Consider the following 25809-nt stretch of genomic DNA (forward strand, 5'->3'; position numbering starts at 1 on the left):
GTCAGTCCTTCCCTGCGCCTGCGCCCTGCGAGACCGCCCCCTGCGAGCCGGTCACCATCTCCTGCGTCGGCGTCGCCGCCTGCCGCAGCCGTTCCTGCCAAGCCGCGAATTCCGCCGTGAAGTTGCCCGAGTCGCTGCGAGCGAGCCCGCCGACGTCCACCACGGTAGGCGAACTTCCCCCATCACCGCGCGCCGGGGCGATCCGCAGCCACAACCGCCGGCGCCGGACCCCGAGCGAGCCGAACAGCCCGATCACCATGGCGACCGCCGCGACCAGCAGGTAACCCTGCGCCGGGTCGTGCGACACCTGCAGGCTGGCCCACGGAACCCAACCATCGAAGGTGACCTGGACGCCGTTCGAGAGCTTCCTGGTCTCGCCCTGACGCAGGTTCACCGCCCCGATCTTCTTCATCTTCGTGGTGTCGAGCGTGTAGACCGACTGCGGCTGCCCGTTGGCGTTCAGATCGCCGACGTAGACGAAGATGCCGAGCACCGGGTTGTCGACCTTGGGCGAGGACGAGGTGAACACGCCGGGCGAGGTCTCGACCGGTGTCGGTGCGAAGAAGCCGGTGATGCCGACGTCCTTGTTTGCGCCCGGGATGCCCTGCTCCTTGAACGCGCCCTCGGAGTACAGCGTCGTCGCGTTGGTGGGCACGAACACCTGGTTGTCGTGGACGACCTTCCCGTCGGGCATGCGGACGGTGATGCTCGGCGCGAACCCGTGCCCGATGAGATACACGCGGTCGCCCTCGAGCCGCAGCGGATGGTTGACCGTGATCGTGGTCCTCCGGGCGGCCGAGCCGAGGGTCGGGCGGTAGGTGACGTCGGCGGCGAACTCGGTCGGTTCGCCACTCGCACCGTAGGTCGCGGTGAACTTCGACAGCTCGTCGATACAGAACGGCGCCGGCGAGATCTTGCCCTCGGCGGCGAAACGGCCGGGCTGCCACGAGTCGTACTGCGAGATCGTGTTGCAGAAGCCCTGCCCCGCGCCCTGCGTGACGATGCGGGTGCCCTGGTAGCTGTAGAGGCGTCCGATCGCGATCAGCAGCAGCGCGGCGAGCAGCGCCACGTGGAAGATCAGGTTGCCGGTCTCGCGGCTGTACCCCTTCTCGGCCGACAGCGTGATCGCCCCGGTGCCCTCGGTGCGCTCGGTGACCCGCCAGCGCCGACCCAGTGCCTCGCGGGCCGCGGCGGCGTACACGGCCGGCTCGTCGGCGATCTCGAATCGGGCCGACTCGGGCAGCTTGGACAGGTGCCGTGGGGCCGGCAGCGGCTTGCGCACCATCGCCCGCGCGTGCACCTTGATCCGCGGGATGAGGCAGCCGACCAGCGAGATGAACAGCAGCAGGTAGATGGCGGCGAACCAGACCGACCCGAACACGTCGAACATGCCGATGCGGTCGAGGAACGTGCCCCACGAGCCGTGTGACCTGATGTAGGAGCTGGTCTTGCTCGGGTTCAGCGGACGCTGCGGCAGCAGCGATCCCGGCACGGCCGCCACGGCGAGCAGGAACAGCAGGATGAGCGCCGTGCGCATGCTGGTGAGGCGGCGCCACGCCGTCCGCAGCATGTTCATACCTCGAAGCCGGACGCGGGCGAGATGTGGGTCTGCAGCAGGGTCATCAGGTGGTTCCAGGTGCCCGTGACGAGCAGGACGCCGATGGTGATGAGCAGGACGCCGCCGACACCGCTGACCGCGCGCCGGTGCCGGCGCACGAAGCCGAGCGCGCTCGACACCCAACCGAGGCCGACGGCGACGAGGACGAACGGGATGCCGAGCCCCAGGCAGTAGAACGCCATCAGCACGGCGCCGCGGCCGGCCGTCCCCTCGCTGATCGAGAGGGTGTAGACCGCGGTGAAGGTAGGGGTCAGGCAGGGTGTCCAGGCCAGCCCGAAGGCGAGGCCGAGCAAGGGAGCGCCGACCAGGCCGGCCCGGGGCAGCTTGTGGATCTTGAGTTCACGCTGCAGGAACCCGATCCGACCGAGGAAGACGAGACCCATCAGGATCGTGACCACGCCGAACACCTGCTCGATGCCCGCCAGGTGCGCCCGGATGGAGCTGCCGAGCTGACCGAACAGCGCGCCCTCGGCGATGAGCAGCAGCGTGAAGCCCAGCACGAACAGCAGCGCCCCGACGACCATCCGGCGCTGGCTCGGCTTCTCGGCGTCGCCCGACAGCCCGGCCACGTAGGACAGGTAGCCCGGGACGAGCGGCAGCACGCACGGCGACAGGAAGCCGATCACGCCGACGAGCGCGGCGACACCGGCGGCCACGAGCAGCGGGCCGTCCTGCACCGCGTGGGTGAACCCACCGTCGGCGAGGTACATCAGGTCTCCGCTAGGAGCTGGTTGATCGGACCGTCAAGGTCCTTGACCGTCAGGCCGCCGAAGTACACCGCGGCGACCTTGCCCTGCTTGTCCAGCAACACCGTGAACGGCAGGTTGGCCGGGATGTTGCCCAGGTGCAGCGCGGTCTCGCCGGCCTCGTCGAAGATGATGGGGTAGCTGATCTTGTAGCCGTCGACGAACGTCTGCGCGTGCTCGCGGTCGTCCTTCGTGTCGATGCCGAGGAAGGCGACGCCCTTGGGCGCGATGCGCCGGTAGAGCAGGTCGAGCTGCGGCGTCTCGACCTTGCACGGGCCGCACCACGAGGCCCAGAAGTTGACGACGACGACCTTGCCCTTCGTGCTGGCGAGGCTCGTCCTGCCCCCGCCGAGCAGCTCGCCGGTGAAGTTGCGAGCCTGCTCGCGACCGGCCGGGGCGACGAGGCTGCCGAGCTTCGTGGCCGACTTGAACTGGTAGCCGCCGCCGTTGCCGCTCTGGTCGACCGCGTTCTTGCCGGTGCACGCCGACAGGAACAGCGCCGCGGACGCCGCGAGGGCGACGGCGGCGCGGGGCAGGTTTCGACGCACGGACATCGCGTCCAGTGTGAATGACGCGGATAAGTGCGGCGACACCCCCTCAGCCGGCTGTGACCTGTCTCAGGCACCCGCTCCGTGGCCGGCCGGAAGCGCCGCCGCCGGTTCGGCGTAGTCGACCCGGACGATCACCTCCCCGTCGAAGGTCAGGGACGTGACGGAGGCGAGGTTGCACTGCCGTTTGCGGGGATCGTGGAACAGCCGCTTGCCCTCGGCGCTGCGGCGGGCGGCGACGATCGGCAGTTGGTGGCTGACGCACACCGCCTCGCGCCCCTCGGCCCGCTCGCGGGCGGCCCGGGCGGCGGCGAGCACGCGCTCCGCGACCTCGGTGTAGGGCTCGCCCCAGGACGGCCGGATCGGGTTGGTGAAGTACTTCCAGTTGGACGGATCGGTGAAGAGCCCCTTGCCCCCGGCGACGGCGCGGCCCTGGAGCCGGTTGTCGGCCTCGATGAGGCGCTCGTCGGTGCCGATCTCGAGGTCGAGGGCGTCGGCGAGCGGCCGGGCCGTCTGCTGGGCCCGTTCGAGCGGGGAGGAGACGAGGTAGGCGATGTCGCGGGTGCGCAGCCAGTCGGCTGCGGCCTGGGCCTGGCGCACGCCGAGGTCGCTGAGCCGGAAGCCGGGCAGCCGTCCGTAGAGCACCCGGTCGGGGTTGTGCACCTCGCCGTGGCGGAGCAGGTGGACCGTTGTCGTCACGCGGTAATCGTGTCAGACGACCCGGCTAGCGTCGGTTTCATGCCGATCGACTTCCTGCGCCACGTCCGATCCGAGTCCGACCGTTTCGTCACCGTTCTGCGCGACGCGAACCCGGCGGCGCCGGTGCCGAGCTGCCCCGACTGGACGGCCGCCGACCTGCTCTGGCACCTGACCGAGGTGCAGCTGTTCTGGGGTGTCGTCGCGCGCGACCGGCTCGACGATCCCGGGCCGTCCGAGGCGGCCAAGCCGCCCCGCGCCGACGACTACGACGGCCTGCTCGCCCAGTTCGACACCGCGAGCGCGCAGCTGATCGCCGCGCTCGAGGCGAGCCCCGACGACGTGCCGGTCTGGACGTGGTCCGACGACCACACGATGGGCTTCATCCGGCGCCGCATGGCCCAGGAGGCGCTCATCCACCGCCTCGACGCCGAGCTCACCGTCGGCGCGGTCACCGACCTCGACCCGACCCTCGCCGCAGACGGCGTCGTCGAGGGGTTCGAGATCTTCTACGGCGGGCGCACCCCGGCATGGGCGACGTTCGCCCCGACCGGCCCGGTCGGGCGCCTCGTCATGACCGACACGAGGACCGACCTGCTCCTGCAGGTCGGCACGCTCAGCGGGACGCACCCCGGCGGCACCGTCTACGCCGACGAGCCGAGCGTGCTCGTGCTCGAGTCGGGCGAGCCGACGTTCACGGTGACGGCGACGGCCCGCGACCTCGACGCCTGGCTGTGGCAGCGGCCGACGCTCGAGGACGTCGCGATCGAGGGCGACCGCGACGACTTCGCCCGGTTGCAGGCGGTGGTGAACGACGCCATCTAGGCGGGTGGCGCGGCCTCGGCGGCAGCCCGGGCGGCGGCTGGAAGGGCCGCCTCGATGATCGCCATCGCATCGACGTCCATCGCGGCGTTGACGAACCAGGCCTCGAACGCGCTGGGCGGCAGGTAGACCCCGGCGTCGAGCATGGCGTGGAAGAACGGCTTGAACCGCCACGTCTCGGCCGCCTGGGCGCCCGCGAAGTCGGTGACCGGGGCGTCGGCGAAGAAGATCGAGAACATGTTGCCGGCGTGCTGGAGCTGGTGCGTGACGCCGGCGGCGGTGAGCGCGGCCGAGGTCATCGCGCCGACGGTGCGGGCGTTGGCGTCGAGGGTGGCGTAGGTGGCGGCGTCGGCGGTGCGCAGCGTGGTGAGCCCGGCCGCGACGGCCACCGGGTTCCCCGAGAGCGTCCCGGCCTGGTAGACCGGGCCGGCCGGCGCGAGCCTGGACATGACGTCGCCGCGACCGCCGAACGCCGCGGCGGGCAGCCCGCCGCTCATCACCTTGCCGAAGGTGAACAGGTCGGCGTCGACCGGGTCGAGGCCGTACCAACCCGACGCCGAGACGCGGAAGCCGGTCATCACCTCGTCCATGATCAGCAGCGCGCCGTGGCGCAGCGTGATCTCGCGCAGCCCGGCATTGAACTCCGGCAGCGGCGCGATCGCGCCCATGTTGCCAGCGGCAGCCTCGGTGATCAGGCAGGCGATGTCGCCGCCGAACTCCTCGAAGCAGGCCTCGACGGCGGCGAGATCGTTGTAGGGCAGCACGATCGTCTCGGCGGTCTGTGCCCCGGTGACGCCGGGGGTGTCGGGCAGGCCGAGGGTGATGACGCCCGAGCCGGCCGAGGCGAGCAGCGAGTCGACGTGGCCGTGGTAGCAGCCGGCGAACTTCACGATGCGGTGGCGGCCGGTGAAGCCGCGGGCCAGTCGCACCGCCGACATGGTGGCCTCGGTGCCGGAGTTGACCAGGCGCACCTCGTCGACCGGCGCGATGCGGTTCACGAGTTCCTCGGCGAGTTCGACCTCTCCGATCGTCGGCGTGCCGAACGACAACCCCTCGGCGGCCGCCTTCTGCACGGCCTCGACGATCGCCGGGTGGGCGTGACCGAGGATCATCGGCCCCCAGGACGAGACGAGGTCGACGTAGCGCTCGCCGTCGGCATCGGTGATGTAGGGCCCGCTGCCGCTGACCATGAACCGCGGCGTGCCCCCGACCGCGCGGAAGGCCCGGACCGGCGAGTTCACCCCGCCGGGGATGACGCGCTGGGCGCGGTCGAACAGGGCAGCGGAGGCGGGAGCGTCGGACACGCCTTCCAGTCTCGCAAAGAGGCCGGGGCCCGATGCTGGCGGCGGCGCTACAGGTCGCGCCGCATGGCGATCCGCCGCCCGACCGCGTCGAGGCCGACCTCGACCTCCCGGGCCCGGGTCGCCTCGAGTTCGGGACCGAGAGCAGTGCTCTCCATCTCGACGAAACCGCGGCGGGCGTAGAAGGGGGCGTTCCATGGCACGTCGGCGTAGGTCGTCAGGGTGATCGCGTCGTAGCCGTGCTCGCGGGCCCAATCGCAGGCGTGCTCGAGCAGCTGCGACCCGAGCCCCTGCTTCATCGACTTGGGGATGACCGCGACCTCGTGGATGTAGGCCAGCCCGTCGCGCTCCTCCAGCTGCAGGTAGCCGACCGCCGGGCTCTCGATGACGAACACGGCGAGGATGTCGTGATCGTCGGGCTCGGCGAACTCGGGCAGGTCGTAGCCGGCGATGCGGAAGATCGTCTCGGCCCGCTCGTCGATCTCGGGCAGCCGGGCGAGGTCGTCGGCCGTGGCCGGACGCACCTCGGCCGGGGCCCGTTCGGTCGACTGCCCGATCCCGAGCGCCGCGATCAGCCGCTCGGGGAAGCGGGTGGGGATCACGACGTCCTGGTCGTCGAAGAGCCGCACGGTCACGCCCTTCACGCCCCGCGGCATGCCGGTCGTCCAGCCGAGTACGGGCAGCTCGGGGTCATGGCCGATGCCGACGCCGACGATCTCGGCCCGTCCGATCGCCTCGTCCCCCACTCGTAACTCCTCGGCTGTGAGGTGCAGCGACTTCGTCGACCGGGCGGCGTGCACGACGAGCAGGTTGACGCCGATCACGAGCGCGGCGGCGAGCAGCCAGCCGGGCAGGTGGGTGACGGCGCCCCGCCCGCTGAGTACGGCGTCGATGCCGAACCCGACCACCATCAGCGCGGTGAAGAACCAGACGCCGGCGAACGAGCGGGCCGGCTCGTCGTACGTCGACGCCGCCTCGGAATTCACCCGAGCAGGTTAGCCACCTCGGTCGCCCAGTACGTCAGGATCACCGAGGCCCCGGCCCGCTTGATGGAGGTCAGCGTCTCGAGCATGACGCGCTCGCGGTCGAGCCAGCCGCGCTCGGCCGCGGCCTCGACCATCGCGAACTCGCCACTGATCTGGTACGCCGCGACCGGAACCGGGCTGGTGTCGGCGACCGCGCGCAGGATGTCGAGGTACGGCAGCGCCGGTTTCACCATCACCAGATCGGCGCCCTCGGCGACGTCGAGCGCGACCTCGGCGAGCGCGTCGGCGACGCTGCGACTCGCGTCCTGCTGGTAGGTCGCGCGATCGCCCTGCAGGCTCGAGTTGACCGCCTCGCGGAAGGGGCCGTAGAAGCCGGAGGCGTACTTGGGGGCGTAGGCAAGGATGCCGGTGTCGACGTGACCGGCCGCATCGAGCGCCTGCCGCACCGCGCCGACCTGGCCGTCCATCATGCCGCTGGTGCCGAGCAGATGGGCGCCGGTCTCGGCCTGGGCCAGGGCCATCGCGGCGTAGCGCTCGAGGGTGGCGTCGTTGTCGACCGCCCCCTGCGCGTCGAGCACGCCGCAGTGGCCGTGGTCGGTGAACTCGTCGAGGCACAGGTCGGACATCAGCACGGTCGCGTCGCCGAGCTCGTCGTGCAGGCGCCGCAGCGCGACGTTGAGGATGCCGTCCGGATCGTCGGCACCGGAGCCGCGGGCGTCCTTGCGCTCGGGCACGCCGAAGATCATCAATCCGCCGACGCCGGCCTCGGTGGCCTCGACCGCCGCCTTCACCAACGTGTCCATCGAGTGCTGGACGACGCCGGGCATGGTGCTGATCGGCTGCGCGCCGTCGATGCCCTCGCGCACGAACATCGGCAGCACGAGATCGCTCGGTCGCAGGTGGACCTCGCTCACCAGGCGGCGCAGCGCCGGCGTGCGGCGGAGGCGGCGCGGACGGCTGATCGGGAACGGCGGCAGTTCGGGCAGCGGCACGCTTTCGACCTTACGCGCGGCGACCTTCCGACCACCCCGCTTCTCCGGCCGCAGCGGCGGACCGTTGTCCACAGGTCGCCCGCTTCCGGTGTCGCCCGACATCCGATTCGGGCATCATCTAGGCGTGCGGAGAATCCGGGCAATTGCGGCATGCCTGCTGGGTGCGGCCAGCGTCGCTGCCTGCACGAGCTCGTCGACCCCGCCCGCCCATACCCCGGCGCAGACCTCGAGCACGCCGAGCACGCCGGTCCCGACCACCTCTTCGATCGCCACGACTCCCGCCCCGGTCACCCCGACCGTGCCGGCCGATGTCCCGACCACCGGCCCGAACATCAAGCCCGGCGAGCACCCGCCCGTCATGCCCCTCGCCGCGACCAAGCACACCCCCGCCGGAGCCGCCGCCTTCGCCAAGTTCTTCATCCAGACGATCGACTGGGCCTACGCGACGACGAGCACTACCTACATGCGCCACTTCGCCGCACCAGATTGCGTGGGCTGCGCAAGCCTGAAGAAGGCGATCGATGGCGCAGGCTCTCGAACTCGCCACTTCATCGGTGGCCGCTTCACGATCCGCAAGTTGGTTCCTGGAGGGCTCGGTGGTCCAAACGGGGCAGAGACCAGTGAGTTCGTGCATTTCGATGTCACGTCCGTCGAGGTCGTGGATTCCACCGGACGATTCATCGACGGTCAGGGAGCCTTCACCGACTACCGTGAGCGGCCCTACCTGCGATGGCACAACGCCGCCTGGTCGGTAGTCGAATTGACTCTCCGATGAAGACCGCGATCGCCTTGTTGATCGCGCTGCTCGCGACCGCATTTGCCAGCTGCAATCCCGCCGGCGCCACGTCGCCGGACGGGTCGCCTTGCGTAATCGCTGGATCGACCGGCGTGCTGGGTGGGGCGCAGGGCGTCATGCTGAAGGGCCATTGCCTTCCGGACCTCAGCGAGGCCGCTCCGACCGGTCCGCCCACGAAGACCATCGCCTGCGGCAGCGCGGTAGCCCTCGCCAGCAAGGGCTGGAATGCAGAGTGCGGTCCGCCGCAGTCGTGCACGTCCATCGATCCGCTCAGCCACAAGACGATCGTGAAGACCGCCTTCGCCACGTTGACACTGGTGAACAGCGCGTGGCGCAACCCCGTGGTCTGGTGCCCGGGCGTGGCAGCCCCGGCCGTCACCATGGCCGACATCCAGGAACAGGCGTTTCGTCTGCTCCCGCACGTCGCGATCGGGTCGGCCTGGACGACCACGGCTCTCGTCCAGGCCGAAACCGTGCTGTGGGCCGGCACCGGCACCGACCGCTCGCTCGGCGCGGTGCAGATCGTCGGCCGGACGGTGCACCTGCGCATCGCGTTCGACCATGCGGCCTGGAACTTCGGCGACGGCAGCACGGATACCGTCACGACCCCCGGCAAGCCCTACGACAAGACCGGCGACCCGTGCCACACCGCCCAGTGCGCCGATTACTACGGCCACACCTACGAGCGCACCGGTCCGATGACGATCTCGCTGTCCGTCACCTGGCACGCGCAGTTCAGTTTCGACAACGCGACCTGGACCGACATCCCGCAGCCGATCACCGGCCCGACCGCCCAGCACACGATCACGCTCATGCAAGCCCGCGGAATCCTGGTCCCGCCCCCGAACCCCTGACGAACCGGAACAGCGGTGCTTCACTGGTCCCATGGGTGAGCCACCTGCCGACGATCACGCGGCCGCCCTGGAGCACCTCTGGACCGAGGGCGAAGATCCGTTCACCTCGACCGTCCGAGTGAAGATGGCGCAGCTTCGTCGTAACGACCCCGGGCCCGATGACGGCGGCGGAGCGGGCGTGCGGGAACCCCGCCGGCCCCGCCCGCACCTCGGCGCCGGCGGCCGGGCTCTCACGCCGGACCTCGACGACGAGAGCTGATCGCGGCGCCTCAGGCGAGCACGCTCACGTCGTCCAGCCAGAACGAGGTCGGCAGGCTGCTGTCGTTGGTCGCGGTCATCGTCAGCGTCACCGTCTGCCCGGCGTACGCCCCGAGCGAGGCGGTCGTCCGGAACCAGGCACTCGAGGTGCTCGCGTTCGACACCTTCGTGCCGTTGACGGCGAAGACGACGGTGTCGTAGACGGTCGAGCCGGACTCTTGCGTAGTGCTCGTGCGCGCATCATGTCCCCTTCGTCGGATTTGCGACGAGGACTAGAGGCGCCGGACGACCGCCGGGTGAACGCGAATTGTCAGCTTGTGCCGTGGCCGGTTGCTGCCCACCGGGAAATACCAGCGGCAGCAACAGGCCCCGGCAACGGGACTAGCGGGACGCCCGGCGGCTCGACGGCCGGGACGCCTTCTTGGCGGCCAGCTCGGCCGCCTTCTCCTTCTCGGCGGCCGCGCGGGCGACCGCGAACTCTGCGAGCGCGTCGATCAGCGCCGGGATCGTGGCCGACTCGGGCTGCACGTCGACCCGCAGGCCGAACTCGCGCGCGGTGGCCGCGGTCTGCGGGCCGATGCAGGCGACGACGGTGCGGGCGTGCGGCTTGCCGGCGATGCCGACGAGGTTGCGCACGGTCGAGGACGACGTGAAGCAGACCGCCTGGAAGCCGCCGGACTTGATCGCGTCGCGGATCTCGGCTGCGGGCGGAGCCGCCCGTACCGTGCGGTATGCCGTGACGTCGTCGATCTCCCAGCCGAGCTCGCGCAGGCCGGCGGCCAGCGTCTCGGTCGCGATGTCGGCCCGCGGCAGCAGCACGCGGTCGATCGGGTCGAGCACGTCGTCGAACGGCGGGAAGTCGGCCAGCAGACCCTCGGACGACTGCTCGCCCGACGGCACGAGCTCGGGCTTGATGCCGAACGCGCGCACGGCGTCGGCCGTCGCCTCGCCCACGCAGCCGATCTTCACGCCGGCGAACGCGCGCGCGTCGAGACCGAACTCCTCGAACTTCTCCCGGACGGCGCGCACGGCGTTCGTCGAGGTGAAGACGATCCACTCGTAGCGGCCGGTGACGAGGCCCTTGATCGCGCGCTCCATCTGGGTCGGCGTGCGGGGCGGCTCGACAGCGATGGTCGGCACCTCGACCGGCACGGCGCCGAAGCCGCGCAGGCGGTCGCTCATCGCGCCGGCCTGCTCCTTCGTCCGCGGCACGAGCACCTTCCAGCCGTACAGCGCGCGCGACTCCCACCAGGCGAGCTTCTCGCGCTGCGATGCGGCCTTGCCGACCGCGACGACGACGGTGCCGGTCATGCCGACCGCCGCCAGCTCGAGCTCGCCGATGACGCCGACGACGGTCTGCTGGCCGGTCGTCGTGCCGCTGCAGCTGATGGCGACCGGGGTGTCGGGCTTGAGGCCGTTGGCCACGAGCTGCTCGCCGACGTACTGCACCTCGGACGCCTCGACCGTCAGCACCAGGGTGCCGGCCGCGTGTGCGAGCGAGTCGTAGTCGGCGTTCGCGACGTCGGAGAGGTCGGCCTCGGTGCGCACGGCGCCGAGCGGCACACCGGCGTAGGCCGCGGTGCCGGCGCCGAGCGCGATGCCCGGGACGACGTCGAACGGGACGACGGTCTTGGCGACGGCGAGCGCCTCCTTCACCGCACCCTGGTCGACGAACGGGTCGCCGGCCACGAGACGGGTGACGTTGTGACCGTTGCGCGCCTCGGCGAGCAGGCCCTTCGCGGTCTCGGCCGGGACCGTCTCGGCGGGACGGACCTCACCGGTGGCGAGGGCGGTGATCGTCGACGGCACCGTCGCGTCGGCGATGACGATGTCCGCGGCTCGGATCGCCTCCGCCGCATGGGTCGTCAGCAGCCCGGGGTCGCCGGGGCCGGCACCGACAAAGGTGATCCGGCCGACGATCTTGCGCGCGCGGGTCATGTAGAGCTCCCCATCATGGTGTTTGCGCCTTCGGCGATCAGCTCGGCGGCAAGCCGCCGGCCGACGCCTTCGGCATCGGTGGTGGGTCCGGTGGCCGACAACCGGACGGCAGCACTGCCGTCGATCGCCGTGACCGAACCCCGTAGGAACACTTCGAGCACCCCGTCGTCCCCTTCGGCGACTTCCGCCAGGGCACCGACAGGGGCGGAGCAACCGGCCTCCAACGCCGCGAGCAGGGCCCGCTCGGCGGTGACGGTGGCCCGGGTGTCGGCGTGATCGAGCGCGGACAGCACGTCGATCGCCGACTGGTCGGACGCGCGGCACTCGATGGCCAGTGCGCCCTGGGCCGGTGCGGGCAGCACCTGGATCGGATCGAGGATCTCGGTGATCTCGTCGGCCCGGCCGAGACGGCGCAGCCCGGCGTAGGCGAGGACGACGCCGTCGAGCTCGCCCTCGGTCACCTTGCGCACCCGGGTGTCGACGTTGCCCCGGATCGGGACGATCTCCAGCCCCAGGCCGAGGGCGTTGAGCTGGGCCGCGCGGCGCGGCGCGCCGGTGCCCACCCGCGAGCCGGGCGGCAGCTCCCCGAGGGTCAGGTTGTCGCGCGCGATCAGCGCGTCGCGCGCGTCCTCGCGGGCGGGGACCGCGGCGACGACGATGCCGTCGGCCGGTGCGGTCGGGAGGTCCTTGTACGAGTGGACGGCGACGTCGATCCGGTCCTCGAGCAGCGCGGTGCGCAGGGCCGACACGAAGACGCCGGTGCCGCCGATCTGGGTCAGCGCGGCCGACGAGCGGTCGCCCTCGGTCACGATCGGGACGATCTCGAACGGGACGCCGAGCGCGTTGGCGATCAGGTCCGTCTGGGTACGGGCGAGGGCGCTGGCGCGGGTACCCACGCGCAGCGTTCGGGTTACCGTCACTGGCCCCCCTCGCGTGCAGGCTGCTTCACGGCGACGACCGACTCGGCTGCGGCGGGGTCGAGGCCGAACAGCTCGCGGAGCGCGGTGGCGTACTGGTCGCCACCGGGCGTGGCCGCGAGTTCCTTGACCCGGACCGTCGGCGCGTGCAGCAGTTTCTCGACCGCGCGGCGGACGGCGTCGGCGACCTCGCGGCGCGCGACCGGGTCGAGATCGGGCAGCCGGGCGTCGAGCCGGACGAGCTCGCCGTCGATGACCTGGTTGGCCCGGGCCCGCAGCGCGGTGACCGTCGGCGCGACGGCCAGGCTCTGCTGGGCGGCGAGATGCGCGCGGAGCTCGGCGGCGACGATCGTCGACGCGGACTCGACCTCGCCCTCGCTCACCATCGCGCCGTCGGTGCGCAGGGTGTCGAGGTCGACATAGGTGACGCCGGGCAGGGTGGCCACCGCCGGGTCGACGTCGCGCGGCAGGGCGAGGTCGAGGACGACGAGAGGTGAGGTGCGCGAGCCGATTGCGTCGGCCTCGACGACCAGCCCGGTGGACCCGGTCGACGACACGACGAGGTCGACGCCGGCGATCGCGGCCGGCACCTCGGCCAGCGTGACGGCCCGGCCGTCGAGGTTGGCCGCGAGCCGCTCGGCCCGTTCGGCCGACCGGTTGGCGACGACGATGTCGGTGACGCCGCGGCGGCGCAGCGTCGCCCCGGACAGCGCGCCCATCGACCCGGCGCCGATGATGAGCGCGCGGCGCCCGTCGAGCGAGCCCAGCTGCGCCTCGGCGTGGTCGAGCGCGACCGAGACGATCGACGCGCCGGCGCGATCGATGCCGGTCTCGGAGTGCACCCGCTTGCCGACGCGCAGCGAGGTCTGGGCGAGATCGTGCAGCACGCTGCCGATCGACCCGATCTCGGTGCCGAGCGCGTAGGCCGAGCGCAGCTGGCCGAGGATCTGCGACTCGCCGATGACCATCGAGTCGAGTCCGGCGGCGACGGTGAACATGTGCTCGGCCGCGGCCTCGGCGAAGTGGACGTAGAGGTGGTCGGACAGGTCGGCGACCGACAGCCCCGCGTGGCGCGCGAGCACGGTGGTGATCTCGGCGACCGCCGGGTGGAAGCGGGCGACGTCGGCGTAGACCTCGATGCGGTTGCACGTCGAGAGCAGCAGCACCTCGCTGATCATCTCGGCGTCGTGCAGCTCGTCGAGCGTCTTGCGGACGTCGTCCATCGGAACGGACGCCTTCTCCAGCACCGACACCGGCGCCGTCCGGTGCGACAAACCGACCACGAGAACACTCATGAGCCCACCTCTGGGTCACTCACGGCGTTCGGGCCCGTCGCCGGTTCGTACCCGTGCCCATGGTTCGCCCCGCGCGCGTCGCTCATGACGACGCCGCCTCGGCCAGTGCCGCCGCGGCCTTGCGCGTCTCGTGGAACGAGAGGATCTGCAGCTCGGCGGCGAGGTCGACCTTGCGCATGTCGACGTGCGCCGGCACCGACACGACGGTCGGCGCGAAGTTCAGGATGCTCGTGACCCCGGCGTCGACGAGGCGGTCGCAGACCTCCTGCGCGGCCGCGGCCGGGACCGCGAGCACGGCGATGGTGATCTCGTGCTCGGCGACGATGCTCGCGAGATCGGCGATGTCGCCGACGACGAGCCCGCGGATCGTGGTGCCGACGCGGTTCGGGTCGGCATCGACCAGGGCCTCGACCCGGAAGCCGCGGGAGGCGAAGCCGGCGTACCCGGCCAGCGCCTGGCCCAGATTGCCGACGCCGATGAGGGCGACGGCCCGGTGGACGGTGAGGCCGAGCGTCCGCGAGATCTGCTCGGTGAGGGTGGTGACCTCGTAGCCGACCCCGCGGATGCCGTACGAGCCGAGGAAGGAGAGGTCCTTGCGCAGGAGGGCGGAGTTCACGCCGGCCGCGCCGGACAGTTCCTCGGACGACACCGTGGAGATACCGCGCTCGGCCAGGCTGCTGAGGGCCCGCAGATAGGTGGCCAGTCGGGCGACCGTGGCTTCCGGGACGATTCGGGCCTCCGGAACGACACGGGCCTCCGGCACCGGGCGCGGGTCCCCCGCGCGGAAGTCCGCCGTCGACCGCGCCTCGGCGCGTCGCGGGTCTGCGACAGCGTCGATGTCGGTGCCGCGGGCATCGCGCGGAACGGTCATCAGCACCTCGGAGGAACCGGCCGGGGACCAGGTGATCAGCCACCTGAGCAGACGCCGGAACCGGTGTGGTAGTGGCGGCTTACGGGACTGAAAGGTACGCCGCTCGTGAAAGTTTTCCCAAATCGAGAAGGCCCGTGTTATATGGCCTCTCAGCCGTTCGGGTGCCGTCGGGCCGGGCGCCCGCGGTCAGCGTGCGAGCGCCTTGCGGAAGCGCGGCTCCTCCACCCGCCAGTACCCGTGTTCCTTGCCGTCGATGAGAACGACCGGAACCCGGTCGGAGTACTCGGCCCGCAGTTTCTCGGCGGCATCGACGTCCACCTCGCGGTAGCCGTAGCCGAGCTCGCCGGACAGCCGGCGGAGCAGCTGCTCGGCGGCCTCACACAGATGACACCCCGCCCGGGTGATCAGGGTCACCTGGTGGTCACGCGGGGCCATCGACATCCTCCCCGCGGTCGAGCTGCCACTTCATGATCTTGCCGGTGACGGTGCGCGGGAGCGACGTGACGATCTCGATCGCGCTCGGCAGCTTGAATCGGGCCAGCGAGCGGGAGGCGACGGCGAGCAGCTCCTCCGGCCGCAGGGTGACACCGAGCGCCGGCACGACGTAGGCCCGCACCGCCTCGCCGGTCCTCGCGTCGGCCACGCCCACGACCGCCACCTCGGCCACGCCGTCGGCGTCGGCCAGCGCCGACTCGACCTCGGCCGGGTAGACGTTGAACCCGTAGACGATCACGAGATCCGAGGTGCGCCCGACGAGGCGCAGCTGCCCGAGCCCGTCGGCGATCGCGATGTCGCCCGTGCCGAACCAGCCGTCGGCGTCCGGGCCGTCGGCACCGTCGGGCCAGTAGCCGGAGAAGAGGTTGTCACCGCGGATCCAGATGCGTCCGGGGTCGCCGTCCTCGTCGACCACTTCGCCCTCGGGGTCGCGGAGCTCGACCTCGATGCCGGGCAGCGGCAGGCCGACGTGGCCGATGGTCGGGTGCTCGCGGCCGGGACCGAGGGCGTTGATCGTGACCACCGGTGCGGCCTCGGTCAGTCCGTAGCCGTCGTGGACGGTGACCCCGGCCGCGGCGAACCCGTCGACGATCCCCTTGCCGAGCGTGGCCGACCCGGACATCGCGAAGCGCACCGACGCGAAACCCCGCGCCATGGCCGGATGGGCCAGCCACGCGCCGTACTGCCCGGGCACCCCCAGCAGCGCCGTGACGCCCTCGGCGGCCATCGTCTCGAGCGTCGCGCCCGGCTCGAAGCGATCGACGAGGACGGCCGTGGCGCCGGTGCGCAGCGCCATCCCGAGACCGGCGTTGAGCCCGAAGATGTGCGAGAGCGGCAGCGGCACCAGCAGCACGTCGTCGCCGGTGAGCAGCGCCGGTTCGACCGCGGCGATCTGGTCGAGGTTGGCGCCGAGCGCCCGGGCCGACAGCATCGCGCCCTTGGCCCGCCCGCTGGTGCCGCTGGTGTACATCAGTGCGGCGACGTCCTCGGGCGCCCGATCGTTGCGCGGGTCGGGGCCCGACGGCGCGCCGGCGAGCAGGCCGCGGGCCGAGGTGGCGTCGAGGTGCAGGACGGCCCCGGAGTCGGTGCGGATGTGCTCGACCTCGGCCGGCGTGTACGACGGGTTGACCGGTACCGCCACCAGCCCCGCCCGCAGCGCCCCCAGGTACAGCACCGCGAAGTCGGCGCCCGTGCCGAGCTGCAGCATCACCCGGTCGCCCGGGGCCGGCCCGGCCGCGAGCAGGGCGAGCGCGGCCGAGGTGACGGAGGCGTCGAACCCGTGCCAGGTGAGACGGGTCACGCCGGCGACGAGCGCCAGGCGCTCCGGGCGCTCGCGCGCCGCGCGTCGCAACAGCTCCGAGGGTCCTGGGTGACTCACCTGTAGGCCTTCCGTGGGGGTGCCGCGTCAGGGTCGACCCTAGGCGCGAGCCCCCGTGCCAGCGAACAGGACAACCCTTGCCATCACGCCGAAAGGGTGCAAGCTGGGGGGTGAGACATCGGAATATCGCGGCCGGCGATATGCGGACAAAGCTTGATCTACCCGGCAGTAATGCCCGTTCTCAGGCCTATTCATCGAGGTTACGGGCCGGTAGAATTAGCAAAGTCTTCACACGGCCCCCGCCGTGACAGCACAGCCGAGCCCCCACAGGCTGAAGGGACCCTCGATGACCGGCATCGCCCTGCGCCTTTCGGCGCACGACGGTGCCCGCGGAGGGTTGCGCGTCCTCGCCGATCTCATCAACGACGCACTCCTGGCCATGGGTACGCAGCCGGCCTTCGGCGGCCCGCAGTTCGCCGGGCAGGCCGCGATCGAGACCCCGCCGGTGGCCCGCCGGCCCCGCCCGCACAGCCGCGTCGGCCGCACCCTGCAACCGGTCGAGACGCCGCCCGAGGAGCCGGTCGACGAGAGCCACCTCGAGTCCTGGCGGCTCGTGCGCCTGGCCCAGGACGGCGACGGCGAGGCCTTCGGCCAGCTGTACGACCGCTACGTGGACACCGTCTTCCGCTTCATCTACTACCGGGTCAACGACCGCGCGCTCGCGGAGGACTTCACCAGCGAGACCTTCCTGCGCGCGCTGCGCCGCATCACCACCATCAGCTACCAGGGCCGCGACATCGGCGCCTGGTTCATCACCATCGCGCGCAACATCGTGCTCGACCACGTGAAGTCCGCCCGGCACCGCCTCGAGGTGACGACCGCCGACACCATCGAGGGCAAGGAGCACGCCCAGAGCACGGAGACGGCGGTGCTCGACACCCTGCAGTCCGAGCGACTCATGGAGGCCGTGGCCCAGCTCGGCGACGAGCAGCGCGAGTGCGTGATGCTCCGCTTCATCCAGGGGTTGTCGGTCAGCGAGACCGCCTCGGTGATGGGCAAGAACGACGGGGCCATCAAGGCCCTGCAGCACCGTGCCGTCCGCAAGCTCGCCGGCATCGTCGGCGGCGATCTGCGATGACGACCAATCGCGAGGAGAGCAGTAACGCTCCGGCCCGTGCGTCGTTGGACCCAGTGAACCCCGCCTTCACGCGGCGGTTGACCGGAAACGTTTGCGGCGCACAGCAGTGTGGCTGTGCGGGAGCAGGAGCGGGATCACATGTCTGAGCATCGCGTCTCGATGCCGACGTTGCGCCGGTTCGAGGACCCGGAGAACTCGCGTGACCCGCGGGTGCAGGCGGTCCTCACCCAGCTGAAGTCGGTGCAGATCGCGCCCGCGCCGCGCGCGCACTTCCGCGCCGAACTGCGGGCCCAGCTCGTCGCCGTCGCCCCGCGCATCATCGCCGAGGGCGCCGCCGAGCAGCAGAAGTCGTCCGGCCGGGTCGCGAGCACGGTCAAGGCCGGGGCCGCCGAGCGGCGCCGCGGCTTCTCCCTCGCCCGCCCCCTCGCCGTTGCCGCCACCGTCGCCTGTGCGTTCCTCGTCCTGCTCGGCGGCGCGGTCTGGATGAGCCAGAAGTCGCTGCCCGGCGACGCGCTCTACGGGCTCAAGCGCGCGAGCGAGAACGTCCGCCTGTCCATGGCCACCACCGACGCCGGCAAGGCGAAGCAGTACCTCGACCTCGCAGCCACCCGGGTCGCCGAGGCCAACGACCTCGTCACCCACACGTCCGCCCTGGGCGCGGGTTCCGGCACCCTCGCCGGTGGCGGGATGTCGGCCTCGACCGCTCGGCTCATCACCGGCAACCTCACCTCGGCGAACTCCGACGTCGCCTCGGCCTCGTCCCTGCTCGGCACCGACGCGGTCAGGAACCACTCGGCCGCCCCGCTGACCACCCTGACGACCTGGGCGCCCGGCCAGCAGCAGCGCCTCCAGGCCCTCGCCGGCGCCGTGTCCGACCCGGCCGTGCGCCAGCAGGCTCTGAATTCCGCCGGCTTCGTCCGCGCCGCGAGCCTCCGCGCCCAGACCCTGGAGAGCCGGATCGGCTCCACCTGCCTGGCGACGGCGCCGAAGGACAGCCTCGGCCCGAAGCCGTGCATCGATCGCACCGTCGTCCGGCCGACGCCGACGAAGGGTCGGACGGCCGCGAAGCCCGCGCCGCGCGTCACCGTCCCGAACGGCCGGCACTCGACGGCGACGGTTCCCGGCCCGATCGGTGCCACCGGCGGATCGACGAGCGGCACGCCGCTGCTTCCGATCGCGACGCCGACGACGCCGGCCCTGCCGCTCCCGCTGCCGACACTCCCGCTCAAGCTGCCGCTGCCGACGAGCACCGGTGGCCCGCTGTCGGCCACGAGCTGCAGCGTCACCGTGCTGGGCATCCGGATCGGCTGCCCCAGCTCGAGCGCGCCGTAACCGACGCCACGCCCCGCTGCACGACGCGGTAGCACCGCGTTAACCCGCAGCTCATCCGGCGCCCACGCGGCATCGTTACGCTGGTCCGGTGAAGTCGGGTAGGGCGGTGGACGAACTCGAGTGGGCTCTCACGGTCTCGCCCGACCCGAAGGCCGCCGCCTTCTTCGACGTCGACAACACCATGATGATCGGTGCGTCGATCTTCCACTTCGCCAAGGGCATGGCCGCCCGCGACTTCTTCACCTGGCGCGACCTCGCCACCTTCATGGCTCGCCAGGTCCGCCTGCGGCTGCGCGGCGAGCACCCGGACGACCTGCACACCACCCGCGAATCGGCGCTCGCCTTCGTCGCGGGAAAGAAGGTCGAGGAGATCGTCGCCCTCGGCGAGGAGATCTTCGACGAGGAGATGGCCGACAAGATCTGGCGCGGCACGCACGCGCTCGCCCGGCTGCACCTCGATGCCGGCCAGCGGGTCTGGCTGGTCACCGCCACCCCGGTCGAGCTGGCCACCATCATCGCCCAGCGGCTGGCGCTCACCGGCGCGCTCGGCACCGTCGCCGAGTCGGAAGACGGCGTCTACACCGGCCGGCTCGTCGGCGACGTGCTGCACGGCGAGGCCAAGGCGGCGGCGGTCCGCAAGCTGGCTGCGCTCGAGGGCCTCGACCTGGCGTTCTGCTCGGCCTACTCCGACTCGATCAACGACCTGCCGATGCTCTCGCTGGTCGGCCGGGCCGTCGCGGTCAATCCCGACTCGGCGCTGCGGGCCGAGGCGAAGCGGCGCGGGTGGGAGATCCGCGACTTCCGCACCGGTCGCAAGGCGGCCAGGATCGGCATCCCCACCGCGCTCGGCATCGGGGCCACGGCCGGTGGCGTGGCCGCCGGACTGGCCGTGCGGCGCGCGCGCCGGCTCGAGGCCGAGGCGGCGGCCGTCCCGCCACCTACTGCCGGGGCGATGCTGCGGGCCGCCCTGCTGCGTCGCTAGATACGTTGCTGCGGCGTCCCCGGCGCCGAACGAAACCGATCCACGATGCCAGCACGACCAGCCCGAGGAGCGCCTGTGCCTCGTGCTCGTAGGCCGCCGGGTAGAGGACACCGCGCACGTAGTGCTCGATGAACCCGCCGCTGATCGGCCGCTGCCCGGCGCGCTCGCGGAAGTTGTTCTGCAGGGCGGTGAGCGGGCACGGCACCCGGGTGGTGAGGATCAGCGTCGCCCAGACAGCGGCCAGGACGTGCGGCACGATGCTCCAGCGCCACCGCCACGCCAGGAAGCCGCCGGCGAGCAGGTAGGCGAGGAACACGTAGTGGCCGGCCGCCATCGTGATGCCGAGGCCGCGCCACACGGCGTGCACCGTCAGCGCCAGACCGAGCGCCGTTGCACCAGCAGCCGGTAAAGGGTGCTTTGGATCGTCTCGCGGACGCGGTCGGTGATGTCGAAGACCGCCACGGCGTCGTCGGCGGCGTCCGGGCTCAGGGCCTCGGTGTGGATCGCCGCGCCGAACTCGATGTACCACTTGCTCGGCAGCGGGACGAGCCCGAGCGGGCCGAGCCACGGGAAGGTCGGGGTCAGCGGGAAGTAGGGCAGGTTGAGCAGACGGGCCAGCGCCTTCGCGTTGCCGAGGACGGGGTGGATCTCCTCGGAGCCGACGATCGACACCGGGATGATCGGCACGCCGGCCTTGATCGCCGCGTGCACGAACCCGCCGCGGCCGAAGCGCTGCAGCTTGTACCGCTCGCGGAACGGCTTGCCGATGCCCTTGAAGCCCTCGGGCCAGACACCGACGAGCTCGCCGTCGGCGAGCAACCGCTCGGCGTCGGCGCTGCAGGCGCGGGCCGTGCCGGCCTTGCGGGCCAGCGAGCCGAGCCCGGGCGTGCTGAAGACGAGGTCGGCACCGAGCAGGCGCAGGAAGCGACCGGCCGGGTGCTCGGTATGCACCGCGACGGCGGTCATCGCGGCATCGACGGCCCAGATACCGCCCGCGTGGTTGGCGACGAGGAGCGCGCCGCCGACATCCGGGATGTGCTCGATGCCGTTGACCTCGACGCGGAACCACTGGTCGTAGAGGGGCTTCAGCACCGGCAGCACGGCGTTCGCGGCCAGGTCGCGGTCGAAGCCGAACTCGTCGACCTCGTAGTCACCGTCGAGCCGGCGGCGCACGAAGGCCAGCGCCTCGGCCCACCGCTCGTCCCGGCTCGGCCGCCGGATCGTCGCCGGCGCCGGTGCCGGCGCGGCGGAGCTCGTCGGGTCGCCGGCCGGCAGCGCGAGGATGGCGGCCTCCGGGCGACCCGGTCCCGGGACCGGACGGCCGCGGCGCCGCGGCCGGGCGAGCGGCGCCGCGTCGGCGCCGTGCAGCGGGATCACGACGGCATCGCCGGAGGGCGGGGTCGGGTCGAGCGTCTCGGGGCCGGTGGGGAGCTTCGCGTCCTTCATCTGCCTCCCCGTCCCCTCGGGCCGCGACCGGTCAGGCACCGTGGATCGCGATTCCGCGCTCGCGCCGCGCCTGCAGCAGTTCCGACCCTACGCCGAGGCCGGCCCGCAGCAGGCCGGTCAGGCGTCGCTGGCCGGCGAGGAAGGAGTCGAGCGCGGCGGCGGTCGAGTAGCGCGGGGTGTAGCCGAACTGCTGCCGCAGCGCGCTGGTGTCGACGGCTCGGCCGTAGGCCAGGTAGCGCGCCTCCTCGGCCGTGACCTCGGCGACGCCGCTGTTGCGCACGAGGGAGCCGGCCAGCCCGATCAGCGGGCCCGGCACGGGCACGCGCAGCTTCCCGGCGCGGCGGGTGATCTGCGAGAGCGGCATCACCCCGTAGCCGGCCACGTTGAACACGCCCGGGCGAGCGCTCACGGTCGCGAGCCGCAACGTCTCGACGGCATCGACCTCGTGCAGGAACTGCAGGCGCGGGTCGAAGCCGACAACGCTGGGCACGACCGGCATGCGCAGGTAGCGGGTGAGGGCGGTGTCGACAGTCGGGCCGATGAGGTTGGTCAGGCGCAGCACGCTGACATCGATGTCAGGGCGGCGCCGGGCGAACCCGCGCACGAAGCCCTCGACCTCGACGGCGTCCTTGGCGTAGCCGACCTGTCCGCCGTCGACCGGATGCATCTCCTCGGTGAACACCGCCGGGTCGGACGGTCCGCAGCCGTACACCGCGGTCGTCGACTTCAGCACGACGCGCTGCACCGTCTCGGACTTCTGGCACGCAGCGAGGAGTTGCATCGTCCCGATGACGTTCATCTCCTGCATCGGCAGGCGCCCGCCCATCGCGCGGGGCGAGGCCATCAGCGCAGCGTGCACGACGGTCGTCACCCGGGCCTGCGTGACCACCTTGGCGATCAGCGGATTGCGGATGTCGGCGCGCACGAATTCGGTGCGACCGAGATGCGGCAGATCAGCCGTGCGCGGCGGCGTGGAGTCGATGCCGATGACCCGCTCGACCGCAGGGTCGGCCGCCAGCTGGGCCGCCAACCGGCCACCCAGGAACCGGCTCACGCCGGTGATCAGAACGACGCCGACCATGGTGGGAGTGTGCCGCACGCCGCCCGGGAGCCGGGCGGCGGCGGGACGAATCGCTGAGCGGGTCGCTTACTTCTTGTTGCGACGCTGGACGCGCGTCTTCTTCAGCAGCTTGCGGTGCTTCTTCTTCGCCATCCGCTTGCGCCGCTTCTTGATGACAGAACCCATGCTCAGAACCTCGTCGATCGCCCGCGAGATCCGGGCGTAGTGGAGTCGGAGTCCGACGTCTGCGCCGGACCGGCCAAGCTTACCCGTAGCGGGTGGCCGCCTGTCGGGCGATGACCACGAACGCGATGAGCGCTCGCGCGAAGAGCCCGCCCGGCAGACAAGAACTAACCCGCCTCTATGAAGGCGTCGCGGAGGTAGTCGTGGACCGCCTGCTCGGGCACGCGGAACGAGCGGCCGACGCGCACGGCGGGCAGCTCGGCGGCGTGCACCATGCGATACACGGTCATCTTGGAGACCCTCATGACCGCCGCGACTTCGGCGACGGTCAAGAACTTCACATCGGAGAGGGCAGGTTCGACCGGGCGGATCCCGGCCGGCTCCTTCTCTCCGTCAGAACGTTTGGCGGACATGCGTCACCGACACCTTCGGCACGTGTCGGTGCGTCGGCTTCCCCACCGACGAACGGGACACGCACGTGCTGAGTTGAGACTAGCGGTACTCGTGGGGCCTATGCGATAGCTGAGCGGTACCGAAATCAGCGAAACCGCGCTTCATTCCGCGGTTTTCGGCCGAAGGCGGGTCATTCGGCGGCTCCGAGCTCGGCCGAGCGGCGCGCGGCGGCCTCGATCGCGGCCAGGAGGGCGGCCCGGACGCCGTGCACCTCGAGCTCGCGGATCGCCATGATGGTGGTGCCGCCGGGGCTGGTGACGGCCTCGCGCAGCTGGACGGGGTGCTCGCCGGAGTCGCGCAGCATGACGGCCGAGCCGATGGCGGTCTGCACGATCAGCTCGGCGGCGAGGGTCCGGGGCAGGCCGAGGAGGATGCCGGCGTCGATCATCGCCTCGACCAGGAAGAAGAAGTAGGCCGGACCCGAGCCGGACAACGCGGTGACAGCGTCGAGCTGCGATTCGGGCACCCGGGCCACCTTGCCGACCGCGCCGAGCAGGGACTCGGCGAGTTCGAGGTGGGCGTCGTCGGCGTGCGCCCCGGCCGCGACCGCGGTCATCGCCTCGTCGACCAGCGCCGGGGTGTTCGGCATGCACCGCACCACCGCGACGCCGGCGGGCAGCCGGGCCTCGATGTGCGCCGTGGTGATGCCGGCCGCGACCGAGACGACGAGGTGATCGCCCCCGATCACCGGCGCCACCTGCGCGAGGAGGGCGTCGATGTCCTGCGGCTTCACGGCGACGATCAGGGTCGACGCCGCCGCGACCGCGTCGGCCAGTTCGAGGCAGCGGACCCCGAAGCGCCCGGCGAGGTACTTCGCCCGCTCCGGGTACTTCTCGCTGACGACGATGTCCTCGGCGCTGCGCTCGCCGCGCAACAGCCCGGACAGCAGCGCCTCGCCGATCTTTCCGCCGCCGAGGATCGCGATCGTCGTCATGCTCAGCCTTTCGTCGCGAGGGCGCGGGCGAAGAACGTCAGGTTCGCCGGGCGTTCGGCCAGCCGGCGCATCAGGTAGCCGTACCACTGGGCGCCGTAGGGCAGGTAGATCCGGACCTGGTGACCGGCTGCGGCCAGGCGGCGCTGCTCGTCGGGGCGGATGCCGTAGAGCATCTGCATCTCGAAGTCGGTCTTGCCGTAGTGCTGCGCGCGGTCCTCGAGGATCTCGACCAGTCGCGGGTCGTGGGTGGCGAACATCGGGTAGCCGTCACCGGCCAGCAACGCGTTGGCGCAGCGGACGTAGGACCTGTCGACGTCGATGCGCTTGGTGAACGCGACCGACTCGGGTTCGTTGTAGGCGCCCTTGCACAGCCGCACCCGACTGCCGGCGTGAGCGAGGTCGCGGCAGTCGGTCTCGGTCCGGCGCAGGTAGGCCTGCAGCACGGCGCCGGTCTCGGGGAAGTCGACCCGCAGCTGGCGCAGGATCTCCAAGGTCGAGTCGGTGGTGGTGTGGTCCTCCATGTCGAGGGTGACCGTCGCGTTCACCGCGCGGGCCGCGGCGCAGATGGCCCGCGCGTGCTCGAGCGCGATCTTCTCGCCGTCGGCCCCGAGGGCCTGACCCACGGCGCTGAGCTTCACGCTGACCTCGGTCTTGGAGTTCAGCATTCCGAGCCGGCCGGTCAGCCCGGCGGTGTCGAGCGCGGTGAGCAGCTCGAAGTAGGCGGCGGCGACGGAGTCGGCCTGCGCACGATCGGTGGTGTCCTCGCCGAGGTGGTCGAGGGTGACGGTGAGGCCGTCGGCCAGCAGGCTCCGCGTGGCCTCGACCGCCGCCGCGGTGTCGGCGCCACCGACGAAGCGGCGCACGACCGAGCGCGAGACCGGGGCGTGGGTGACGACACTCTCGATGCGCCCGTTGCGGGCGGCCGCCAGGATTGCTTCGCGCAGCATGACCACAGGCTAGTGCGGGCCGCGGAGGGCTTACGCGCGGTCGCCCGGGTGCGGCGCGACCTGCGGGGCGACGAGGTGCAGCCGGCAGTAGGCGAGGGCCTCGGCGAGGTCGGCCTCGCGCTCGGCGCGGTCGAGCGCGCGGCGGGTGTTGATCTCGACGATCACGTGCCCGTCGAACCGGCGGGCGGCCAGCCGCTCGAGCACCTCGGCGCAGGGCTGCGTGCCGCGTCCGGGCACGAGGTGCTCGTCCTTCGGCAGCCCGGTGCCGTCGGCGATGTGCAGGTGGGTCAGCCGATCGCCCATCGTCTCGAGCATGTCGAGCGCGTCGGACTTCGAGACGGCCGAGTGGGATAGGTCGAGGGTGAAGTCCCGGTACGGCTCGTCGGCGGCGACGTCCCAGCTCGGCTGGTAGGCCGACACCTCGCGCCCGCGCACCCGCAGCGGGAACATGTTCTCGACGGCGAAGCGGACGTCGGTCTCGCCGGCCATGCGCTGGATGCCCTTGCGGAAGTGGCGCGCGTAGTCGCGCTGCCAGCGGAACGGCGGGTGCACGACGACCGTCTGCGCCCCCAGCAGCTCGGCGGCGAACTGGGCCTTCTGCAGCCGCACCCACGGATCGGTCGACCAGACCCGCTGGGTGACGATGAGGCACGGGGAATGCACGGCCAGGATCGGCACCTGGTAGTGCTGCGAGAGGCGTTGCAGCGCGTAGGGGTCCTGGCTGACCGGATCGGTCCAGACCATGACCTCGACGCCGTCGTAGCCCACCTTGGCCGCGAGCTCGAACGCCACCGCCGTCGACTCGGGGTAGACCGAGGCCGTCGACAGCCCGACCTTGGCTCCACTGGGCTGCAGTGCCGGGGATCCGTCGGGCCTCATGGCC

The 25809-nt window shown here is 71.7% G+C and carries 29 protein-coding genes; 7 read left to right on the top strand and 22 right to left on the bottom strand.

Annotated features, from left to right (window positions below; all coding sequences use genetic code 11):
• Position 1: 1 nt before the first annotated feature.
• The 4 genes from resB to VGN18_RS14635 all read right to left on the bottom strand — a co-directional run bounded on the left by resB (position 2) and on the right by VGN18_RS14635 (position 3611).
• On the bottom strand, positions 2-1570 hold the full coding sequence (gene resB, locus VGN18_RS14620; protein ID WP_327540438.1) for a cytochrome c biogenesis protein ResB: 1569 nt from the start codon (positions 1568-1570) through the stop codon (positions 2-4).
• Positions 1571-1572: 2 nt separating this feature from the next.
• Positions 1573-2328, bottom strand: coding sequence for a cytochrome c biogenesis CcdA family protein (locus tag VGN18_RS14625; RefSeq protein WP_327540439.1), 756 nt, complete (start codon positions 2326-2328; stop codon positions 1573-1575).
• Positions 2328-2918 (bottom strand): TlpA disulfide reductase family protein, encoded by a 591-nt coding sequence (locus tag VGN18_RS14630; protein ID WP_327540440.1) that lies wholly within the window; start codon positions 2916-2918, stop codon positions 2328-2330. The genes VGN18_RS14625 and VGN18_RS14630 overlap by 1 nt, the downstream gene beginning before the upstream one ends.
• Positions 2919-2981: 63 nt before the next feature.
• Complete coding sequence (locus tag VGN18_RS14635; RefSeq protein ID WP_327540441.1) at positions 2982-3611, bottom strand: histidine phosphatase family protein; 630 nt, start codon at positions 3609-3611, stop codon at positions 2982-2984.
• 39 nt (positions 3612-3650) lie between these two features.
• On the opposite strand from VGN18_RS14635, the gene VGN18_RS14640 reads away from it, so the two are divergent.
• Positions 3651-4433, top strand: coding sequence for a maleylpyruvate isomerase N-terminal domain-containing protein (locus VGN18_RS14640; RefSeq protein ID WP_327540442.1), 783 nt, complete (start codon positions 3651-3653; stop codon positions 4431-4433).
• On the opposite strand, the gene hemL is transcribed toward VGN18_RS14640, so the two are convergent.
• From hemL to hemB, 3 genes are read right to left on the bottom strand one after another with little or no spacing between them, the layout of a single operon-like run.
• Positions 4430-5734 carry a glutamate-1-semialdehyde 2,1-aminomutase gene (gene hemL, locus VGN18_RS14645; protein ID WP_327540443.1) on the bottom strand — a complete coding sequence of 435 codons (1305 nt, stop codon included), beginning with the start codon at positions 5732-5734 and terminating at the stop codon, positions 4430-4432. The two genes, VGN18_RS14640 and hemL, sit on opposite strands and share 4 nt — an antisense overlap.
• Positions 5735-5781: 47 nt before the next feature.
• Positions 5782-6717, bottom strand: a complete 936-nt coding sequence (locus VGN18_RS14650) for a GNAT family N-acetyltransferase (protein WP_327540444.1) — start codon at positions 6715-6717, stop codon at positions 5782-5784.
• The gene (hemB, locus tag VGN18_RS14655) at positions 6714-7709 is read right to left on the bottom strand and encodes a porphobilinogen synthase (protein WP_327540445.1); all 996 of its coding nucleotides are present in this window, start codon (positions 7707-7709) and stop codon (positions 6714-6716) included. The genes VGN18_RS14650 and hemB overlap by 4 nt, the downstream gene beginning before the upstream one ends.
• 124 nt (positions 7710-7833) lie before the next feature.
• On the opposite strand from hemB, the gene VGN18_RS14660 reads away from it, so the two are divergent.
• From VGN18_RS14660 to VGN18_RS14670, 3 genes are all read left to right on the top strand, one after another.
• Positions 7834-8484: a DUF6318 family protein gene (locus tag VGN18_RS14660; protein WP_327540446.1), complete on the top strand. Its 651-nt coding sequence runs from the start codon at positions 7834-7836 to the stop codon at positions 8482-8484.
• Positions 8485-8621: 137 nt separating this feature from the next.
• Positions 8622-9359 (top strand): hypothetical protein, encoded by a 738-nt coding sequence (locus VGN18_RS14665; protein ID WP_327540447.1) that lies wholly within the window; start codon positions 8622-8624, stop codon positions 9357-9359.
• Between the two features lie 31 nt (positions 9360-9390).
• Positions 9391-9618 carry a hypothetical protein gene (locus VGN18_RS14670; protein ID WP_327540448.1) on the top strand — a complete coding sequence of 76 codons (228 nt, stop codon included), beginning with the start codon at positions 9391-9393 and terminating at the stop codon, positions 9616-9618.
• A 10-nt stretch (positions 9619-9628) separates the two neighbouring features.
• Here VGN18_RS14670 and VGN18_RS14675 read toward each other — a convergent pair whose 3' ends face one another.
• The 7 genes from VGN18_RS14675 to VGN18_RS14705 all read right to left on the bottom strand — a co-directional run bounded on the left by VGN18_RS14675 (position 9629) and on the right by VGN18_RS14705 (position 16484).
• Positions 9629-9781: a hypothetical protein gene (locus VGN18_RS14675; RefSeq protein WP_327540449.1), complete on the bottom strand. Its 153-nt coding sequence runs from the start codon at positions 9779-9781 to the stop codon at positions 9629-9631.
• A 217-nt stretch (positions 9782-9998) separates the two neighbouring features.
• Positions 9999-11555, bottom strand: a complete 1557-nt coding sequence (locus tag VGN18_RS14680) for a uroporphyrinogen-III synthase (protein ID WP_327540450.1) — start codon at positions 11553-11555, stop codon at positions 9999-10001.
• A complete protein-coding gene (gene hemC / locus VGN18_RS14685) occupies positions 11552-12475 on the bottom strand; it encodes a hydroxymethylbilane synthase (protein WP_327540451.1) in 924 nt (307 codons plus the stop codon). The genes VGN18_RS14680 and hemC overlap by 4 nt, the downstream gene beginning before the upstream one ends.
• Positions 12472-13767, bottom strand: coding sequence for a glutamyl-tRNA reductase (locus VGN18_RS14690; RefSeq protein ID WP_327540452.1), 1296 nt, complete (start codon positions 13765-13767; stop codon positions 12472-12474). The genes hemC and VGN18_RS14690 overlap by 4 nt, the downstream gene beginning before the upstream one ends.
• An 82-nt stretch (positions 13768-13849) precedes the next feature.
• A complete protein-coding gene (locus VGN18_RS14695) occupies positions 13850-14638 on the bottom strand; it encodes a redox-sensing transcriptional repressor Rex (protein WP_327540453.1) in 789 nt (262 codons plus the stop codon).
• 186 nt (positions 14639-14824) lie between these two features.
• Positions 14825-15073, bottom strand: coding sequence for a glutaredoxin family protein (locus tag VGN18_RS14700; RefSeq protein WP_327540454.1), 249 nt, complete (start codon positions 15071-15073; stop codon positions 14825-14827).
• The gene (locus tag VGN18_RS14705) at positions 15060-16484 is read right to left on the bottom strand and encodes an AMP-binding protein (RefSeq protein WP_327540455.1); all 1425 of its coding nucleotides are present in this window, start codon (positions 16482-16484) and stop codon (positions 15060-15062) included. The genes VGN18_RS14700 and VGN18_RS14705 overlap by 14 nt, the downstream gene beginning before the upstream one ends.
• A 313-nt stretch (positions 16485-16797) precedes the next feature.
• Between VGN18_RS14705 and VGN18_RS14710 the strand changes: the two genes are divergently transcribed.
• The 3 genes from VGN18_RS14710 (at position 16798) to VGN18_RS14720 (ending at position 19903) form a co-directional block, all read left to right on the top strand.
• On the top strand, positions 16798-17589 hold the full coding sequence (locus VGN18_RS14710; protein ID WP_327540456.1) for a sigma-70 family RNA polymerase sigma factor: 792 nt from the start codon (positions 16798-16800) through the stop codon (positions 17587-17589).
• Positions 17590-17727: 138 nt separating this feature from the next.
• Positions 17728-18921 carry a DUF5667 domain-containing protein gene (locus VGN18_RS14715; protein ID WP_327540457.1) on the top strand — a complete coding sequence of 398 codons (1194 nt, stop codon included), beginning with the start codon at positions 17728-17730 and terminating at the stop codon, positions 18919-18921.
• A gap of 88 nt (positions 18922-19009) precedes the next feature.
• The gene (locus VGN18_RS14720; RefSeq protein WP_327540458.1) at positions 19010-19903 is read left to right on the top strand and encodes an HAD family hydrolase; all 894 of its coding nucleotides are present in this window, start codon (positions 19010-19012) and stop codon (positions 19901-19903) included.
• On the opposite strand, the gene VGN18_RS14725 is transcribed toward VGN18_RS14720, so the two are convergent.
• From VGN18_RS14725 to VGN18_RS14760, 8 genes are all read right to left on the bottom strand, one after another.
• Entirely contained in the window at positions 19860-20261 is a 402-nt protein-coding gene (locus tag VGN18_RS14725) for a DUF2784 domain-containing protein (protein WP_327540459.1), read from the bottom strand. The genes VGN18_RS14720 and VGN18_RS14725 overlap by 44 nt on opposite strands.
• A gap of 11 nt (positions 20262-20272) precedes the next feature.
• Positions 20273-21349 carry a lysophospholipid acyltransferase family protein gene (locus VGN18_RS14730; RefSeq protein WP_327540460.1) on the bottom strand — a complete coding sequence of 359 codons (1077 nt, stop codon included), beginning with the start codon at positions 21347-21349 and terminating at the stop codon, positions 20273-20275.
• A 31-nt stretch (positions 21350-21380) separates the two neighbouring features.
• Positions 21381-22430 carry an NAD-dependent epimerase/dehydratase family protein gene (locus VGN18_RS14735; protein WP_327540461.1) on the bottom strand — a complete coding sequence of 350 codons (1050 nt, stop codon included), beginning with the start codon at positions 22428-22430 and terminating at the stop codon, positions 21381-21383.
• 66 nt (positions 22431-22496) lie between these two features.
• Positions 22497-22595, bottom strand: a complete 99-nt coding sequence (locus VGN18_RS14740) for a 30S ribosomal protein bS22 (RefSeq protein WP_012854759.1) — start codon at positions 22593-22595, stop codon at positions 22497-22499.
• Between the two features lie 164 nt (positions 22596-22759).
• Positions 22760-23005: a helix-turn-helix domain-containing protein gene (locus VGN18_RS14745; RefSeq protein ID WP_327540462.1), complete on the bottom strand. Its 246-nt coding sequence runs from the start codon at positions 23003-23005 to the stop codon at positions 22760-22762.
• Positions 23006-23175: 170 nt separating this feature from the next.
• The gene (gene proC, locus VGN18_RS14750) at positions 23176-23979 is read right to left on the bottom strand and encodes a pyrroline-5-carboxylate reductase (protein WP_327540463.1); all 804 of its coding nucleotides are present in this window, start codon (positions 23977-23979) and stop codon (positions 23176-23178) included.
• A 2-nt stretch (positions 23980-23981) separates the two neighbouring features.
• Complete coding sequence (locus tag VGN18_RS14755) at positions 23982-24926, bottom strand: proline dehydrogenase family protein (protein WP_327540464.1); 945 nt, start codon at positions 24924-24926, stop codon at positions 23982-23984.
• A gap of 30 nt (positions 24927-24956) precedes the next feature.
• Entirely contained in the window at positions 24957-25805 is an 849-nt protein-coding gene (locus VGN18_RS14760; RefSeq protein ID WP_327540465.1) for a sugar phosphate isomerase/epimerase, read from the bottom strand.
• Positions 25806-25809: the final 4 nt, after the last annotated feature.

Source organism: Jatrophihabitans sp. (assembly GCF_036000465.1).
Taxonomy (GTDB): Bacteria; Actinomycetota; Actinomycetes; order Mycobacteriales; family Jatrophihabitantaceae; genus Jatrophihabitans.